4 protein-coding genes and 2 CRISPR repeat arrays (1 of these 6 running past the window's edge) are annotated in these 18,606 nt (G+C 52.2%); of the genes, 2 read left to right on the top strand and 2 right to left on the bottom strand.

What is annotated here, in order from left to right:
• A CRISPR array of direct repeats spans positions 1–9,811; the repeat unit is 37 nt; unit sequence CTTCAAAAAACCAAAATCCCCGCGAGGGGATTGAAAC (it extends 8,928 nt beyond the left edge of the window).
• A gap of 117 nt (positions 9,812–9,928) precedes the next feature.
• Positions 9,929–12,710: direct repeats of the CRISPR family, unit length 37 nt; unit sequence CTTCAAAAAACCAAAATCCCCGCGAGGGGATTGAAAC.
• A 225-nt stretch (positions 12,711–12,935) separates the two neighbouring features.
• Positions 12,936–13,481 (bottom strand): thermonuclease family protein, encoded by a 546-nt coding sequence (locus CAUR_RS02820; protein ID WP_012256454.1) that lies wholly within the window; start codon positions 13,479–13,481, stop codon positions 12,936–12,938.
• Between the two features lie 395 nt (positions 13,482–13,876).
• Here CAUR_RS02820 and phoU point away from each other — a divergent pair, with 395 nt between their 5' ends.
• Complete coding sequence (gene phoU / locus CAUR_RS02815; RefSeq protein ID WP_012256453.1) at positions 13,877–14,527, top strand: phosphate signaling complex protein PhoU; 651 nt, start codon at positions 13,877–13,879, stop codon at positions 14,525–14,527.
• Positions 14,528–14,716: 189 nt separating this feature from the next.
• Here phoU and CAUR_RS02810 read toward each other — a convergent pair whose 3' ends face one another.
• Positions 14,717–16,198: a potassium/proton antiporter gene (locus CAUR_RS02810; RefSeq protein ID WP_012256452.1), complete on the bottom strand. Its 1,482-nt coding sequence runs from the start codon at positions 16,196–16,198 to the stop codon at positions 14,717–14,719.
• A gap of 500 nt (positions 16,199–16,698) precedes the next feature.
• Between CAUR_RS02810 and CAUR_RS02805 the strand changes: the two genes are divergently transcribed.
• Positions 16,699–17,868 (top strand): DUF3179 domain-containing protein, encoded by a 1,170-nt coding sequence (locus tag CAUR_RS02805; RefSeq protein WP_012256451.1) that lies wholly within the window; start codon positions 16,699–16,701, stop codon positions 17,866–17,868.
• Positions 17,869–18,606: the final 738 nt, after the last annotated feature.

Here is an 18,606-nt window from a genome sequence, read left to right as displayed (position 1 = left end):
AAATCCCCGCGAGGGGATTGAAACCCAGCCCTGTTCGATTTCTTTGTGCCACTGCGATCCTTCCTCCCTTCAAAAAACCAAAATCCCCGCGAGGGGATTGAAACCCATCTCTTGCAATTTGTTTCAGGGAAAACTATTTCACAGCTTCAAAAAACCAAAATCCCCGCGAGGGGATTGAAACCGTCTGCGCCAGCGCATTGGCCAGCGCCAGCGCCTCGTGACTTCAAAAAACCAAAATCCCCGCGAGGGGATTGAAACCATCATTCCTGCGTTCGCGTTACTTCTTATTGTATGGAACTTCAAAAAACCAAAATCCCCGCGAGGGGATTGAAACACAATGTTTTTATGACAACGGAGGCAATTTTTGATGTGTTTGGCTTCAAAAAACCAAAATCCCCGCGAGGGGATTGAAACCGGTACGACCACCTACACCTTCCCGAACGCGATCATCACATCGCTTCAAAAAACCAAAATCCCCGCGAGGGGATTGAAACCGTGTCGTAGAGAAGGGGTCGGTAGTGTGGTTCAGGGTCTTCAAAAAACCAAAATCCCCGCGAGGGGATTGAAACCGTTAGGACGCAAACGCATGTTCGATCTGCGTAATGCGGATCGCTTCAAAAAACCAAAATCCCCGCGAGGGGATTGAAACTCGAGATCGACGCCTTGCGCCATCGCTCGACCACGCGATCAGCTTCAAAAAACCAAAATCCCCGCGAGGGGATTGAAACTTTGTTTGTTGTAAGGGTGTTGACAAGTTGGTGGTGGTGGTGTGGCTTCAAAAAACCAAAATCCCCGCGAGGGGATTGAAACAGTTCAAAGTACGACATACTGTCCCCCTTTCGTTGTGTATGTTCTTCAAAAAACCAAAATCCCCGCGAGGGGATTGAAACACAAAGACCCTTCTTGCTCGCGCACAGCGTGAACAAGCGACTTCAAAAAACCAAAATCCCCGCGAGGGGATTGAAACCTCATAAGAGGGGTCCCGACGTACACATAGTCCCACCCCTGGGGCTTCAAAAAACCAAAATCCCCGCGAGGGGATTGAAACGTAGCCACGGCAAAAAGGCCTCTGTTGGTACCCAATGTAACTTCAAAAAACCAAAATCCCCGCGAGGGGATTGAAACCTGCTCGCTGCTGCGCAGTATGCTGAACTGCGCTGAGCAGATGCTTCAAAAAACCAAAATCCCCGCGAGGGGATTGAAACGCGATTTGCGTGACGACCTGATTGACGCAATTGCTGCGAACTTCAAAAAACCAAAATCCCCGCGAGGGGATTGAAACCCGGCGTTTCAGCGTGTCGCCGAGCGACTATTTGCGTGACTTCAAAAAACCAAAATCCCCGCGAGGGGATTGAAACGATAGCGGAAGCGGAGGCGGAAGGAAAAGCGGATGAAGCAGCTTCAAAAAACCAAAATCCCCGCGAGGGGATTGAAACTTTCGGCAACCGCGCTCCGTTCCGTCGGTGTCAATTGTCGCCTTCAAAAAACCAAAATCCCCGCGAGGGGATTGAAACGTCAACGATGTGCTGCGGTCTCCCCCAGCGATACCCTACCTTCAAAAAACCAAAATCCCCGCGAGGGGATTGAAACCTAACGTTGCATGAATGCTGATAGCTACTCGCCACGCCATGTCGCTTCAAAAAACCAAAATCCCCGCGAGGGGATTGAAACAACGATGTTACTCGTCGCGGGATCACTCCCGCGTTTTCCCTTCAAAAAACCAAAATCCCCGCGAGGGGATTGAAACCGGATGGTTTCACAGTCGTGAGCCGGATCGACGCAATTGGTCTTCAAAAAACCAAAATCCCCGCGAGGGGATTGAAACGCAGCAAGCAACCCTGTCACGCCCCAAAGCACGAGCAGGTACCTTCAAAAAACCAAAATCCCCGCGAGGGGATTGAAACCCAAGTTTCAAAAATGAGCCGAACGACACCGGCAACTGTGTCTTCAAAAAACCAAAATCCCCGCGAGGGGATTGAAACGCCATAAAGCTGGCGGCTCGAGCATGCCCATGTAAGTTGCTTCAAAAAACCAAAATCCCCGCGAGGGGATTGAAACGCGCGATTTCGTAGATATCGCCGTCGCTGTCGACGGCGACAGTAACTTCAAAAAACCAAAATCCCCGCGAGGGGATTGAAACTGTAATTCATGCTACCTCCCCTCATACGCCATGAAGTATTCCCTTCAAAAAACCAAAATCCCCGCGAGGGGATTGAAACCTCCTGCTATGCCTGCCGATCCATGGACGCTCGCCGAGCCGGGCGCTTCAAAAAACCAAAATCCCCGCGAGGGGATTGAAACTAACATGCTCGAAACATTCGCTTCGTTTCCTTCCCTCGTCTTCAAAAAACCAAAATCCCCGCGAGGGGATTGAAACTTCCGAACAACGCAAACCCCTCAATATCAATCGAAACGCCAGCTTCAAAAAACCAAAATCCCCGCGAGGGGATTGAAACGCGATTAAGGCGCTGGAGGCGAAAGCCAGCGCGGGTTGGGTCACTTCAAAAAACCAAAATCCCCGCGAGGGGATTGAAACCCACATAATATCCGCCGTCCACCCACCGGCGCCGTCCACCTATCTTCAAAAAACCAAAATCCCCGCGAGGGGATTGAAACGTTGTGGACAGCGCGGTATGTACTGTAGACACTGCTTGTAGCGTCTTCAAAAAACCAAAATCCCCGCGAGGGGATTGAAACTGGATCGCGCAAGACCCGGAAACAAAACAGTGGGTTCCGGTGTCTTCAAAAAACCAAAATCCCCGCGAGGGGATTGAAACGTTGACTATACTATAGCATACTCGTGTCACGTTGTCAATACCACTTCAAAAAACCAAAATCCCCGCGAGGGGATTGAAACGGGGAATTACTACTGTTTGCATCGGTTATCGACGCATACGGCCTTCAAAAAACCAAAATCCCCGCGAGGGGATTGAAACGCGATCTCCATCTGTTTGCGCCAGACCGCGAACAGGATCTTCAAAAAACCAAAATCCCCGCGAGGGGATTGAAACGTTGAGCACGGCGCGCCTGACGATACCATGCTCTTTATTGCTTCAAAAAACCAAAATCCCCGCGAGGGGATTGAAACACTACGTATTCGAGTTGCCTAATTACAAAGTGCATTTGCGCCGCCTTCAAAAAACCAAAATCCCCGCGAGGGGATTGAAACGTACATTTCTGTTCTCCTTTCTTGTTTGGTTACTGGTTTGGCCTTCAAAAAACCAAAATCCCCGCGAGGGGATTGAAACTACGCAGTGCGCTGCACAAACTGCGCAATGAAAACGCTGCGTTGTCTTCAAAAAACCAAAATCCCCGCGAGGGGATTGAAACACTACTAAACCGTCCCGTGCTTTTCGCGCCTAACTGTTTAAACCACTTCAAAAAACCAAAATCCCCGCGAGGGGATTGAAACGTTGCAATACGCGACAACGCAGCGCGGCGAGAAACCGTCGACTTCAAAAAACCAAAATCCCCGCGAGGGGATTGAAACCGGGGGCCTTCTCGAAAAACCCATACGTAAGTCCCCCCCTTTAGCCTTCAAAAAACCAAAATCCCCGCGAGGGGATTGAAACTCGTCAGAAACGTTGTCACCGAAACCGATCAATTTGTGCTACTTCAAAAAACCAAAATCCCCGCGAGGGGATTGAAACACGTACCAGTTGATCTTCTTCATAGTTAACTCCTTTCTTGTTCTTCAAAAAACCAAAATCCCCGCGAGGGGATTGAAACTCCTTCCTTTCTTTGCTGGATTTCCTTCGTTGCTCACATCATCTTCAAAAAACCAAAATCCCCGCGAGGGGATTGAAACTTGTATTTTTATCTATTTATTCGGTGTCGTCCTCAACTCGAAAACTTCAAAAAACCAAAATCCCCGCGAGGGGATTGAAACATGAAAGTAACTGCGCGCTTGCCGTTGCCGTCAGTGCGGCTTCAAAAAACCAAAATCCCCGCGAGGGGATTGAAACAGACGCCAACGGGTTTTGGTAATGATCGTCGGTAAAGGCTTCAAAAAACCAAAATCCCCGCGAGGGGATTGAAACGGCACGACAGAGACGCGCCATATCATCCCACGCATTTTCGCCCTTCAAAAAACCAAAATCCCCGCGAGGGGATTGAAACGCAATTTTCGAGCAATTTTTTGTCAACAGTGCGCACACTGTCTGACTTCAAAAAACCAAAATCCCCGCGAGGGGATTGAAACACTATCGCCGTTGTCGGGCTGCGTTGCGGACGTTGGCCAGCTTCAAAAAACCAAAATCCCCGCGAGGGGATTGAAACGTACCTGCCAAGCTTTCAAGGTCGGCAAAAAGTGCTGGCCTTCAAAAAACCAAAATCCCCGCGAGGGGATTGAAACCGCACTACCATTCCCCACCTTTCTGCGTTGTTGGTTGTGTGCTTCAAAAAACCAAAATCCCCGCGAGGGGATTGAAACATTACACGTGGGCCATGGACGTAGATAACTTACGTCGGTACCTTCAAAAAACCAAAATCCCCGCGAGGGGATTGAAACTGCGCGCCGAGAATAACGCGGCGGATGGTTTCCGGCCACGTCTTCAAAAAACCAAAATCCCCGCGAGGGGATTGAAACCTCAAACCGCCACCATTCACCGGGGAGTTCGACCCACTCCCCGCTTCAAAAAACCAAAATCCCCGCGAGGGGATTGAAACTCTCAACCTGCGTGCCTTGCTCGACCTGCGTTTGCTTCCTTCAAAAAACCAAAATCCCCGCGAGGGGATTGAAACCTCTACGCTCGGCGCGCTCGGCGGGGGCGATGGCGCGTCTGCTTCAAAAAACCAAAATCCCCGCGAGGGGATTGAAACCGGCGACGGCGCGAAACCGAAGTAAGCCGGCCTCAAAGTCACCTTCAAAAAACCAAAATCCCCGCGAGGGGATTGAAACCAAACAGCGCTGGATTGTTATCTAAAATACGCATTTATCCCTTCAAAAAACCAAAATCCCCGCGAGGGGATTGAAACACAACAAGCGCTGCCGCGATGCCAACCGCGCCGGCTGTCGCTTCAAAAAACCAAAATCCCCGCGAGGGGATTGAAACGCACCGATACCGTCGATGTCACGATCTGTCGCTGTGACGTGGCTTCAAAAAACCAAAATCCCCGCGAGGGGATTGAAACGACCAATCCCGCTTCGCGCGTCAGCATCCATTATCTTATTGCTTCAAAAAACCAAAATCCCCGCGAGGGGATTGAAACCTAAATTGAACCTCAATCCCCGCCGCTTTCAACACCTCTTCGCTTCAAAAAACCAAAATCCCCGCGAGGGGATTGAAACTCAACGGTATTCAGGAGTGGTCGTTCACCGTCGAGACGGCTTCAAAAAACCAAAATCCCCGCGAGGGGATTGAAACGAACACTATCCGCCATTCTCGCCACCGTCGGCATTCGCGTTGCTTCAAAAAACCAAAATCCCCGCGAGGGGATTGAAACCCACTCTTCGCGTGTTGCCATAGATCGCCTCCTATGCTATAGCTTCAAAAAACCAAAATCCCCGCGAGGGGATTGAAACCGGTAAATGAGCGGCGAACGCTTAATATTGCGCTGATCCACCAACTTCAAAAAACCAAAATCCCCGCGAGGGGATTGAAACCGAAAGATACAACAGCCAGTCGCCGTCATCGGCCTCGTCTACCTTCAAAAAACCAAAATCCCCGCGAGGGGATTGAAACGAACGGCCCACACCGCCGCCAGCCAGCGGTTGTAATCCACTTCAAAAAACCAAAATCCCCGCGAGGGGATTGAAACTGGCCAATACGGTAAGTGTTGAAGCCGCCGGTCATTTGGTTTCTTCAAAAAACCAAAATCCCCGCGAGGGGATTGAAACAAAGGATCAGCTAAAGATCGTTGAAGCACAGATTACTGCGCTTCAAAAAACCAAAATCCCCGCGAGGGGATTGAAACCAACCCTCGCGCGGGTCTCATCCCCGACAATGTGGTACTCGCTTCAAAAAACCAAAATCCCCGCGAGGGGATTGAAACATTGCGTCCGCAATCGCCTCCTTCCTGGTTGCGAACGGGCCTTCAAAAAACCAAAATCCCCGCGAGGGGATTGAAACATGAAAGTAACTGCGCGCTTGCCGTTGCCGTCAGTGCGGCTTCAAAAAACCAAAATCCCCGCGAGGGGATTGAAACAGACGCCAACGGGTTTTGGTAATGATCGTCGGTAAAGGCTTCAAAAAACCAAAATCCCCGCGAGGGGATTGAAACGGCACGACAGAGACGCGCCATATCATCCCACGCATTTTCGCCCTTCAAAAAACCAAAATCCCCGCGAGGGGATTGAAACATTATTTATCTTTTTATCCTTATCGCGCTTCTTTGCAGCACCTTCAAAAAACCAAAATCCCCGCGAGGGGATTGAAACAGAGTTATATCAACAACTCGAATTGATGAGTAAGCGCGTATCTTCAAAAAACCAAAATCCCCGCGAGGGGATTGAAACGAGTTCATCTGGGTGGTCCGTGAGGGCCACAATAAATGGGTCTTCAAAAAACCAAAATCCCCGCGAGGGGATTGAAACTCAAAACCTGTGCAGTCGCCGGCTGGCATTTCCCGATTGCGCGACTTCAAAAAACCAAAATCCCCGCGAGGGGATTGAAACTCCACGTTGTCAACTGGACCTGGATGCACGGAGAGAACACCGCTTCAAAAAACCAAAATCCCCGCGAGGGGATTGAAACCCGCCCAACAGATGAATCGGGCGTTGTTGCGCAAGAACTTCGCTTCAAAAAACCAAAATCCCCGCGAGGGGATTGAAACTCTGCTTGCAATCGCGCCATTCGCTCAGCTTCTGCTTGCCTTCAAAAAACCAAAATCCCCGCGAGGGGATTGAAACAAAATGTCAGGGCTTTTTTTCTAGGAAAAACACCGGTTATTCCTTCAAAAAACCAAAATCCCCGCGAGGGGATTGAAACTTGCATATATGCAATTGCCGGCGTACACGAACAATCTTATTCTTGGCTTCAAAAAACCAAAATCCCCGCGAGGGGATTGAAACCGAAAAGCGAAGGTTGTCAGGATCGTTGCCCAACCCGACAACTTCTTCAAAAAACCAAAATCCCCGCGAGGGGATTGAAACCTGCTCTATATCGCGATTATTGTATTTTCCAATATTAGCGCTTCAAAAAACCAAAATCCCCGCGAGGGGATTGAAACGTAACTACTTCCGTTTGTTGTTTTCGCGCCTCTGCTAATTGTCTTCAAAAAACCAAAATCCCCGCGAGGGGATTGAAACTTACTATCTGCGCGTCATTACGCCGACCGGCGACTACTATTACTTCAAAAAACCAAAATCCCCGCGAGGGGATTGAAACGTCAACAATGCCGCGATCATTCGCCGCCACCGCCGTAATCGCTTCAAAAAACCAAAATCCCCGCGAGGGGATTGAAACTCGGTGACGGTCATACCAAATGCAGATGCGCAATACGTGACCTTCAAAAAACCAAAATCCCCGCGAGGGGATTGAAACCCGCAAATAGCGTAGTATGATAGAGACGTAACGGTAATTCACTTCAAAAAACCAAAATCCCCGCGAGGGGATTGAAACAAATCTGATCTTGTTCGCTGCCTTCTTCCGCGCAGACAATCTCTTCAAAAAACCAAAATCCCCGCGAGGGGATTGAAACAAATCCGGAGTCGTCTTCATTCGTCCACCGGGACCAATTAACTTCAAAAAACCAAAATCCCCGCGAGGGGATTGAAACCGGTTGGTGCAACAGCGCAACCGCCGGAATGAGATATTGTTGCAACTTCAAAAAACCAAAATCCCCGCGAGGGGATTGAAACTAAAATCGCCGTACAGGTTAACAAGGTACATTTTTTCCTCCTTCAAAAAACCAAAATCCCCGCGAGGGGATTGAAACCAAGCGGCACTGCGGCGCATCTGGTGATGCGTGAGCAGATCGGCCTTCAAAAAACCAAAATCCCCGCGAGGGGATTGAAACGTGAATGACAATCAAGCCCTCGCTAGTCTGGATAATCTGGCTTCAAAAAACCAAAATCCCCGCGAGGGGATTGAAACTAAATATTTCGGTTCCTCATTCGCGATACTTCTCCCGCTTCAAAAAACCAAAATCCCCGCGAGGGGATTGAAACGTTAAAGCGGGTTGATTTTGATACACAGGTGAAAATTATCTTCAAAAAACCAAAATCCCCGCGAGGGGATTGAAACAACTTATGCTTCATCCAACCACGAATGTGCTTCGCAGCATCCACCTTCAAAAAACCAAAATCCCCGCGAGGGGATTGAAACTGAAATTGTGACAAATGACCAACGACAAATGTTTCGCCAACTTCAAAAAACCAAAATCCCCGCGAGGGGATTGAAACCTCTGCGAGTGTGCCCGAGCGGCGGAACGGTTGCCAACCCGCTTCAAAAAACCAAAATCCCCGCGAGGGGATTGAAACCACCTGCTGTTATTCAGCCGCCGGCTCTGACGGTATCGGGATGGCTTCAAAAAACCAAAATCCCCGCGAGGGGATTGAAACTTAACTCCTTTTTTTGTTTGATTGCTTCTTACGTCTATACTCTTCAAAAAACCAAAATCCCCGCGAGGGGATTGAAACACCTTCCGGCAGCCGTACCTTCGACGGCTTGCCGGCCCAGACTTCAAAAAACCAAAATCCCCGCGAGGGGATTGAAACGCGGCTTGCAAGGCCGTCAGTGCCTCCCGCTCCTCCTTTTCTTCAAAAAACCAAAATCCCCGCGAGGGGATCGAAACAAGAACGGTCGGAAAAACGCGACCGCCGCCTCGTCTGTGTTTCTTCAAAAAACCAAAATCCCCGCGAGGGGATTGAAACCAGCAACGTTCCTCGACCAACTCTTCCGCCACTGCAAGCGCAACTTCAAAAAACCAAAATCCCCGCGAGGGGATTGAAACATGACGGCGGTACTTACTCTTTACTGGCAGGTGCGGGTACCTTCAAAAAACCAAAATCCCCGCGAGGGGATTGAAACGCAATTCCCGCAATGCGGGGAATTGCTTGAGTTGCATAACTTCAAAAAACCAAAATCCCCGCGAGGGGATTGAAACTTCTCCCACGTCCTGCCGCGTTACCCACTCATCACCCAAGCGCTTCAAAAAACCAAAATCCCCGCGAGGGGATTGAAACCGACGGTGCAAACGGATTAGGTAGCTGGAACGGCAACGACTTCAAAAAACCAAAATCCCCGCGAGGGGATTGAAACAGATCGAAGCGCCAGCTCAGTGCTGCCATCGCGACAGTGACTTCAAAAAACCAAAATCCCCGCGAGGGGATTGAAACGCAGCGATCAGCGCGGCCAGCGCTGACAATTCCTCGTCTCTTCAAAAAACCAAAATCCCCGCGAGGGGATTGAAACGCAACGCGATTGATTTCCCCGAGCCGCGCGGTGGTTGCTTCAAAAAACCAAAATCCCCGCGAGGGGATTGAAACCGAGCATTGCGCGACAGAAAAACCGATTCCGCGATTCCTTCAAAAAACCAAAATCCCCGCGAGGGGATTGAAACTCAAAAATGTCGAACAAGGCAAGCGGGTTACCGGTCTTTCTCTTCAAAAAACCAAAATCCCCGCGAGGGGATTGAAACATACGCGATGACGAGGCGCCATGGGCGCGCGAAGCAGCTTCAAAAAACCAAAATCCCCGCGAGGGGATTGAAACATAATGCGCAAGACTTGTAATGTGGCGTGCCAACCATGCACTTCAAAAAACCAAAATCCCCGCGAGGGGATTGAAACCGAAGATGTCTGGTACGTCTTCGTCGACAGTAACTCGTGACCTTCAAAAAACCAAAATCCCCGCGAGGGGATTGAAACGCCAATACTCCGACCACCGCCTGCCGCACAGCTTTGTCGGACTTCAAAAAACCAAAATCCCGCGAGGGGATTGAAACCCACAGCACTGGCGAGAGCGGTCGCCACCCCCGCCGTGCACCTTCAAAAAACCAAAATCCCCGCGAGGGGATTGAAACCCATGCTTGCAAAGACGGCGTGTTCACACGACATTGGAACCCTTCAAAAAACCAAAATCCCCGCGAGGGGATTGAAACATATAGTTTGTTTTCCCCAAGAGTGGGGCGCGATCCGGCTTCAAAAAACCAAAATCCCCGCGAGGGGATTGAAACCCATGATCGCCCCTGACGTTGGTGGTCGACATCAACGACCGCTTCAAAAAACCAAAATCCCCGCGAGGGGATTGAAACGTAGTTAAGAATGCTACTCCCAACACTACGCAACAACCTTCAAAAAACCAAAATCCCCGCGAGGGGATTGAAACGCGACGAGCCATGGCGCTCATGACGCGAAAGGGTTTGATTCCTTCAAAAAACCAAAATCCCCGCGAGGGGATTGAAACCCGGGATCGTGGTGGATCAGACGCAGAATGTAGCGCTCGTGCTTCAAAAAACCAAAATCCCCGCGAGGGGATTGAAACCCGCCGATCCCGCCGCCGCTTCCGGCGCGGCGGACAACGGCTTCAAAAAACCAAAATCCCCGCGAGGGGATTGAAACTGACGCCGCCGGTCAAGCCGGCCTGGTGCGCCGATTGCCTTCAAAAAACCAAAATCCCCGCGAGGGGATTGAAACTCGTTTACGTAAGTCTGTTTTTCGCTGTTCAATCTTCCAACTTCAAAAAACCAAAATCCCCGCGAGGGGATTGAAACCGAGCCGGTTTGCGGCTTTTCGCAACAATACCATACCTACCTTCAAAAAACCAAAATCCCCGCGAGGGGATTGAAACCTAGCAGCGGCTGGCCAAACGGTGATCTGAGAAACTGGCCAACTCTTCAAAAAACCAAAATCCCCGCGAGGGGATTGAAACCGAGTAAACAACCGAACCGCTTGCGGAGCAAAACCTCTGCCGCTTCAAAAAACCAAAATCCCCGCGAGGGGATTGAAACCGGAGGGGTGACCGGAATCAGGTACTGGCGTCCGTTAACCGTGACTTCAAAAAACCAAAATCCCCGCGAGGGGATTGAAACTGAACATTGTCGCTGATGTCCAGCGCGGATAGAAGGTCGTCTTCAAAAAACCAAAATCCCCGCGAGGGGATTGAAACGGAAAGTGATGCGCGAGGTGTTTGAGGTCAAAACTGACGTTCTGCTTCAAAAAACCAAAATCCCCGCGAGGGGATTGAAACGGATCGAGCTGGTCAACCGTAATACCGGCACCGACCCCTACCTTCAAAAAACCAAAACCCCCGCGAGGGGATTGAAACCAAGGCGAACCCCCGACGTGACGACCCGCCACCGTCCGTCCCTTCAAAAAACCAAAATCCCCGCGAGGGGATTGAAACCCGGAAAAACTTGATTGACATTCTCGTACTCCGTAACCTTCAAAAAACCAAAATCCCCGCGAGGGGATTGAAACTCATATATTCTGCCGCGCCGGCCTCCATCAAACGAGTAATTTCTGCTTCAAAAAACCAAAATCCCCGCGAGGGGATTGAAACATCCAAATTGCCGACGTTCCTCTGCGCGGGTTGGGTGGTCTCTTCAAAAAACCAAAATCCCCGCGAGGGGATTGAAACCAGAAGTTCGCTTCCACCGCAAAAGACAGCGCGTTCTAACTTCAAAAAACCAAAATCCCCGCGAGGGGATTGAAACCCATATTTACGTCGCAGGATTGCTTCTGCCGTTTTCAGAACTTCAAAAAACCAAAATCCCCGCGAGGGGATTGAAACGACGCTGTGTGCCAACTATTCGCGATTGGCGCCACTAATTCTTGCTTCAAAAAACCAAAATCCCCGCGAGGGGATTGAAACTTATCGCCAGAGCCAGACCCCAAGGCGATAGTACGTTTCTTCAAAAAACCAAAATCCCCGCGAGGGGATTGAAACCGAAAATACTACGAGTTCCCAAACTGCGCCGTCGGCACTGACTTCAAAAAACCAAAATCCCCGCGAGGGGATTGAAACCGATCGAGGAACTGGATTATATGCCAATCTTGGTAGACGCCTTCAAAAAACCAAAATCCCCGCGAGGGGATTGAAACAAAGCGATCAATCTGATTCTTGACGCCAACGCCGCCTATGTCTTCAAAAAACCAAAATCCCCGCGAGGGGATTGAAACATCAACGCGGGAGCAATTTATCGGGCGGCGCAATATCGTCTTCAAAAAACCAAAATCCCCGCGAGGGGATTGAAACTTAAAAACCAATATCGAAACAGCGCGTAGTCTTGCCAGTCTCTTCAAAAAACCAAAATCCCCGCGAGGGGATTGAAACTCTTTGGCCTGGGAGTTCACCGATCCGCTGGCCGGCCAGGCTTCAAAAAACCAAAATCCCCGCGAGGGGATTGAAACCTATTAGAAAGCGAAACTTGAACACCTCCTCCTTCTCTTCCTTCAAAAAACCAAAATCCCCGCGAGGGGATTGAAACACAGTGCAGTCGTGATCTGAGTGATCCACTCCGCAAGGTTTGCCTTCAAAAAACCAAAATCCCCGCGAGGGGATTGAAACCGATGTCGGTCTTGATCCAGGTTGCCATTGGTGTACTCCTTTCTCTTCAAAAAACCAAAATCCCCGCGAGGGGATTGAAACTGGCCAACGCCGCAGCTGCGCATTCCTCGTCAGTCTGCGGACTTCAAAAAACCAAAATCCCCGCGAGGGGATTGAAACTCCCGCGAGGGGATTGAAACACGAAACAGAACGGCAGTGTCAGCCACCAATTCTCAAGACAACTTCAAAAACCCAACATCCCCTCGCGGGGATTGAAATGTGTACACGGTTGCTTGCCGGTCATCGTCGTTGGTGACAATTCCAAAAAACCATAATCCTCGCCAAAGGCGCAAACTCTATCTAATCGTGTAATCAAAACCTCCACAAGATCACAGACGGGGCAGGTTTTGTGCCTGCCCCGTCTTGGTGTTCATGTAATCTGTCACCGCACAGGGTATACGTGTCGTATCTCGCCCCTCCAGCGCAGTGGCTTCGCAATGCCCTTCACCGCTGGCCGTTGCACGTCTCCGGTGCCCATAGCCCGCGCTGGGCGTTGCGGGCTTCCGCTTCGGCGGCCCGGAAGATCGCTTGATAGCGGTATGGCACGTCGTAGGTGTATTCGTAGGCGTACCCTTGTCGAATCTGTTCCAGATTGACCATGCGTCCGTCTTCGAGCCAGACGTAGCGCAGGAGGCGGCCAAACCGATCTCGTGAGTCTTGTGAGGGGTCGTCTTCTAGCAGGACGGTTTGTCTGTCTACGAGTTTGCGCGCATTGCTCGCCGCTTCTTTCCCGAAACACTCGACCGGTCGCCGCGGATCGGCCGACTCTGGGGTGTTGATGCCAATTAGCCGTACCCGCTCTTCATCCCGCCCGATCCGCACGATGATGGTGTCGCCATCGACGACGCGGACAACCTGGGCGCGCGTCAGGTTGTCGGGAAGTGGTGGGTAGTCGCTGAGGCTGGTTTGCTCTGTCGCCACCGGTCGGCTGCATCCACTGATGAAGAAGATGATCTGTATAAAGAAGATGGTGAAGATACGCTGTACCACAGTCGATTCCTCCAATGCTATAATCTGTTTCGGTGGTATCGTAACTCAAGTTGCTACCTGTGCTGTGGGCAGCCTATGGAGGCTGATTATCAGGATGAACAGCACAACGGTTCTCGCAACACCGTATGGTGTAACTGCATGCACAATGTGAAGTTCCCATGAACGTGCTACATCACGCCTCACGGTAGCAACCTGGATTATACCCATTCTCTGTGTCCTCCGTGTCTCTGTGGTGACAAAAGGTGGCAATTTGGCTTGTCCTGCATGTTCCTGGCTGGTTGTCGCAATGACCACGACATGTAACGAAATTTCAAGCAGATACCTACTGGTCAAAAAGCACTGAAACGTGTATCCTGAAAGAGACGGGAGCAGTTTATCACGAGGGAGTAACCTTCATGCGACCGCGAGAACATTTCGATCAGGAATTGGATGCCTTGCGTAAGCAGGTGTTGGATTTTGGGAATGCGGTGGTCGGGGCACTGGATCGGGCTATTACGGCGTTGGAAAAGGGTGACGTGGAGCTGGCGCAAGCGGTTGTTGCCGGCGATGCTGCGTTCAATGAGGCAAGGGACGCGATTGAGCAGCATGCGGTGAATCTGATCGCGACCCAGCAGCCGGTGGCCCGTGATTTGCGCCGGATTGTTGCCGCTATGGCGATCAGTTATGAGTTGGAACGGATCGCCGATTATGCGAAGAGTACGGCAAAGATGGTGGCCGGTAGCCCTGACCCGAACCGCGGTGCATTGCATGCGCCGCCTGATCTGGTTGCGCTTGGTCGGGTGGCCCGCGCTAATCTTGAACGCACCCTGGCAGCGCTGGGAAATGGTAATCCCGATGCGATTAAGGAGATCATTCTCAATGAGGATGAGATTGATCACGAGTATAAGCGGTTGAAGCGTGCGCTGGTGTCCCAACTGACGCCGCCAGAGATCGCCGATCTGCTGTTCATTGCCCATAATTTCGAGCGCGTTTCAGATCGGGCACTGAATATGGCCGAAAAGATGATTTTTGTTAGTAGTGGTAATCAGGTAGAGTTGAACGATTAATCCCGATGTATCGGGGAGGGCATTGGATATGGCCCTCCCCGATTTTTGTTGACGGCGGACGTTTTTGCCGCTGTCAGGGATGTGACAGGAATATGTGCTTACCCGCTACTTACCCCACGGTGCTCGCTTCTGCATAGCAGCTATTTCGTACATTCACGCAGTAGCGCCGGCTATGCTCGTCGCCTCTCCTCACTTCAACAGTGAGCCGATGGGATTCAGACTACAACTGGCGCACAGCTCAGTCACCGCCGGCATCGCGGTGGGTGCCACCAGTAATACCAGCCGATCATTAGGCGCAAAGACAGTACTGCCGTTCGGGATAATGTAGCCGTCTGCACGCTGAATCTGCACGATAAGTAAGCCGCGTGGGAGATCGGCGTCGATCAGCGATTTGCCAACCAGTGCTGAGTCTGGCGGAATTTGTGCTTCCAGGATTTGACTGGCTCCACTGACTTCTGGCACGAAGAGGTGGCTGTCTATCACTTCGGCCTGATCGGTCATCACGCCCAGGCGACGGGCGACCCAGCCGATAGAGATACCTTGCAAGAGGACTGAGATCAGGACGATGAAGAAGACCAGGTTGAACAGGAGCGGCGCATCGGGAACGCCGGCCAGCAGCGGGAAGGTTGCCAGCACAATCGGAACTGCTCCCCGCAATCCAGCCCAGGCTATCATCAATAGTTGCGGTAATGAGCGACGTTTCCAGCCCAGGGCGATAATGACCGAGACCGGTCGGGCGACGAAGACGAGCCAGAGTGCCATTGCCAGTCCCTGCCCGGCCACTGCCGGTAGCTGCGATGGAAAGACCAGCAGTCCCAAAATCAAGAACATGGCAATCTGGCTGAGCCACGCTACACCATCGTGGAAACGGAGAATAGACCGTTTGTGAACAATATTGGCATTGCCCAGAATGATACCTGCCAGATAGACCGCCAGAAAGCCATTGCCGCCGATGATCGCTGTGAAGCCATAGGTTAGCAGGGTCAGGGCCATCGTCAGTACCACGTACAGCCCTTCCTGTTGCAGCCGGATGCGGTTGACCACCCAGATCATCAACCGGCCAAAGGCGTACCCACCGGCAGCACCGAGGATCATCTGTATGATAAAAGACGGGATAAGGGTCAGTAGCGATGCCTGTGGGTTGATCACCAGGTTGGTTAAGCCGATGGTGAGAAAGACCGCAATCGGGTCATTACTTCCCGACTCCAGCTCGATGAGTGGTTCAAGCCGATGCTTGAGATGTATCCCTCGCGTGCGCATGACACTAAAGACCGCCGCCGCGTCGGTGGACGAGACGATTGCGCCGAGAAGCAGGGCAAGGGGCCAGTCAAAGCCGAGCATAAAGTGGGCACCAACCGCAACAATCACGGTGCTGACCAGCACACCAACATTCGCCAGAATCAAACCCTCGGTCAGGACTGGTTTGATAATCTGCCAGTCGGTGTCCAGTCCTCCTGAAAAGAGGATGTAGATCAGCGCAATCACCCCGATCAGTTGGGCTACTCCGGCATCGGTAAACGCAATACCGCCCGGCCCGTCAGAACCGGCCAGCATACCGACTGCCATAAACAGGATCAGTGCCGGTACACCAAACCGGTTTGAGGCACGGGTCGCAGCAACACTAATCGCCAATAGGAGACCGGTTATGAGTAAGAGGGGTTCAGTTGTCATCGCTCTCTCCAACATGCTCGTATTACTAGCATAGCATAGGTGTACCTGAAGCAGATTATCTATGTTTGGTAAGCTGGCTTACATACTTTGAACAGGTACTATGGGTATAGTAAATGACGGTGTGATCAGGTTATGCGACATGTGTCTAATGCGAGAAGAGCACTCTGCCCGATGATACCATCGTCTGATTCAGAGGTATGTGCCGCTATAGGGTGAAAGCTATACTTCGGTATTCTGTAGGCTGCATATCTCTTACATCCATCGGGTACCTTGTGGAGCCAGAGAGCATCGGTTGCGGCACCAGATCGTTTTTGGGGATGAAGCCAATCTCTTGACGGTTAGAGTATCTGTTTAGTGAATGTCGCAATCCCTTCGCCGCGATCAGGTAACGGGATAGCAGAAGACAAGAAAAGAGGCTTGCTCAACGCACCAGACCTCTATCCCCTACCCCATGCTCCTGCTTCCTGCGTTCTACTTTCTCCTGAAAAAAGGACACTGCCATGAAGCGACCGCTTCTTCTCACCACATTCCTGACTCTCGTACTGGTAGCTTGCAGCACGAGTTCTGTTCAGGTGACATCCACGTCAACACCCGCCAATCCAACTGCATTGGCGTCATTGTTGGCAGACTTGCCAGATGGGGCTGGTCAGTTTCGCACCGACTTTAGCCGTCATTCCGTGCCGTTTGCCGAAATTCGCTCTGGTGGCCCGCCAAAAGATGGCATCCCTGCGATAGACAATCCACGCTTCGTCTCGGTAACAGCAGCGAACGAGTGGCTTCGGCCACGCGAGCCGGTAATCGCGTTGGTAATTGGGCAGGAAGCTCGTGCCTACCCGATCCAGATTCTAATGTGGCACGAAATTGTTAACGATACGGTCAATGATATACCGGTAACAGTCACCTTCTGCCCACTCTGTAACACCGCCATCGTCTTCGAGCGACGCCTCAGTTCGCAGATACTTGATTTCGGCACTACCGGTCTGCTGCGTTACAGCAACCTCGTGATGTACGACCGTCAGACCGAGAGCTGGTGGCAGCAGGCAACTGGTGAGGCGATTGTTGGTGAATTGACCGGTCATCGGCTCGCTTTCATTCCCGCCGCTATAGTGGCCTGGGAGACCTTCGCCGCCGGCTACCCTGATGGGAGAGTGCTCTCCCGTGAAACGGGTTATGTTCGCGACTATGGTCGTAACCCCTATCTCGGCTACGATGATATTGAGCGCTCGCCCTTTCTGTACGACGGCCCGCCTACTCCGGATGCCTTACCGGCTATGGCTCGTGTTCTAACCGTCGATCACAATGGTGAGGCGGTTGCGTACCCCTTCGATACGCTCGCTGCGATGCAGGTCATCCACGATGAAGTAGGTGGATTGCCAATTGTAGTCGTGTGGCGCGCCGGTGCTGCTTCGGCGCTCGACAGTGCGCAAATCGCTGATGGCCGTGATGTGGGGATGGCGATAGCCTATCAACGGATCGTCAATGGTCAAACTGTACAATTCACTATTGCCGACGATCATCTGATAGACAGTGAAACTGGCACCAGGTGGGATCTCTTCGGGCGAGCAATAGATGGCCCCCTGGCAGGAGTGACACTGACCCCCGTACCGGCGATTGATCATTTCTGGTTCTCCTGGGCTGCATTTCGCCCCGATACACGCATCTATCGCTAACCAGGGCAGAGTCTGTTTGACCCAGCTCAACTCGCGACAGCGGCAACCATCCGGAATCGGCAGTTCCCGCCCCCAGCGGAGGCGGGCAAGGGTGGGGGCGTGTCATCTGAGAGCGCGCGCCTCCGGCGCGCTCCCCACGTAAACCAGCTCAACTCGCGACAGCGGCAACCATCCGGCATCGGCAGTTCCCGCCCCCAGCGGGGGCGCATCACCTGGGAGCGCGCGCCTCCGGCGCGCTCAGCACGTGACCCCGCTCAGCTTGCGACAGTGACCGCCATCCGGCATCGATAGTTCCCGCCCCCAGCGGGGGCGGGTGAGGGTGGGGGCGCATCACCTGGGAGCGCGCGCCTCCGGCGCGCTCCCCACGTAAACCAGCTCAACTCGCGACAGCGGCAACCATCCGGCATCGGCAGTTCCCGCTCCCAGCGGGGGCGCATCACCTGGGAGCGCGTGCCTCCGGCGCGCTCACCACGTAAACCAGCTCAACTCGCGACAGCGGCAACCATCCGGAATCGGCAGTTCCCGTCCCCGGCGGGGGCGCATCACCTGGGAGCGCGCGCCTCCGGCGCGCTCCCCACGTAAACCAGCTCAACTCGCGACAGCGGCAACCATCCGGCATCGGCAGTTCCCGCCCTTGCTGGGCTATGCATTACCCATAACTGGTGTCAACCACGTGCGTATCAGCGGGGATGATCACCATGGGTGCTGTTGTGGGCGACTGGCCTGGTGGCAGTGCAT

It is taken from the genome of Chloroflexus aurantiacus J-10-fl (assembly GCF_000018865.1).
Lineage (GTDB): Bacteria > Chloroflexota > Chloroflexia > Chloroflexales > Chloroflexaceae > Chloroflexus > Chloroflexus aurantiacus.
The sequence above is the reverse complement of the archived record's forward strand: the minus strand, read 5'-3'. Positions and strand labels throughout refer to the sequence as shown.

Coding starts and splice junctions, on each gene's coding strand:
- CAUR_RS02805 (WP_012256451.1), top strand. CDS start 16,699: ATGAAGCGACCGCTTCTTCTCACCACATTCCTGACTCTCGTACTGGTA.
- CAUR_RS02810 (WP_012256452.1), bottom strand. CDS start 16,198: ATGACAACTGAACCCCTCTTACTCATAACCGGTCTCCTATTGGCGATT.
- phoU (WP_012256453.1), top strand. CDS start 13,877: ATGCGACCGCGAGAACATTTCGATCAGGAATTGGATGCCTTGCGTAAG.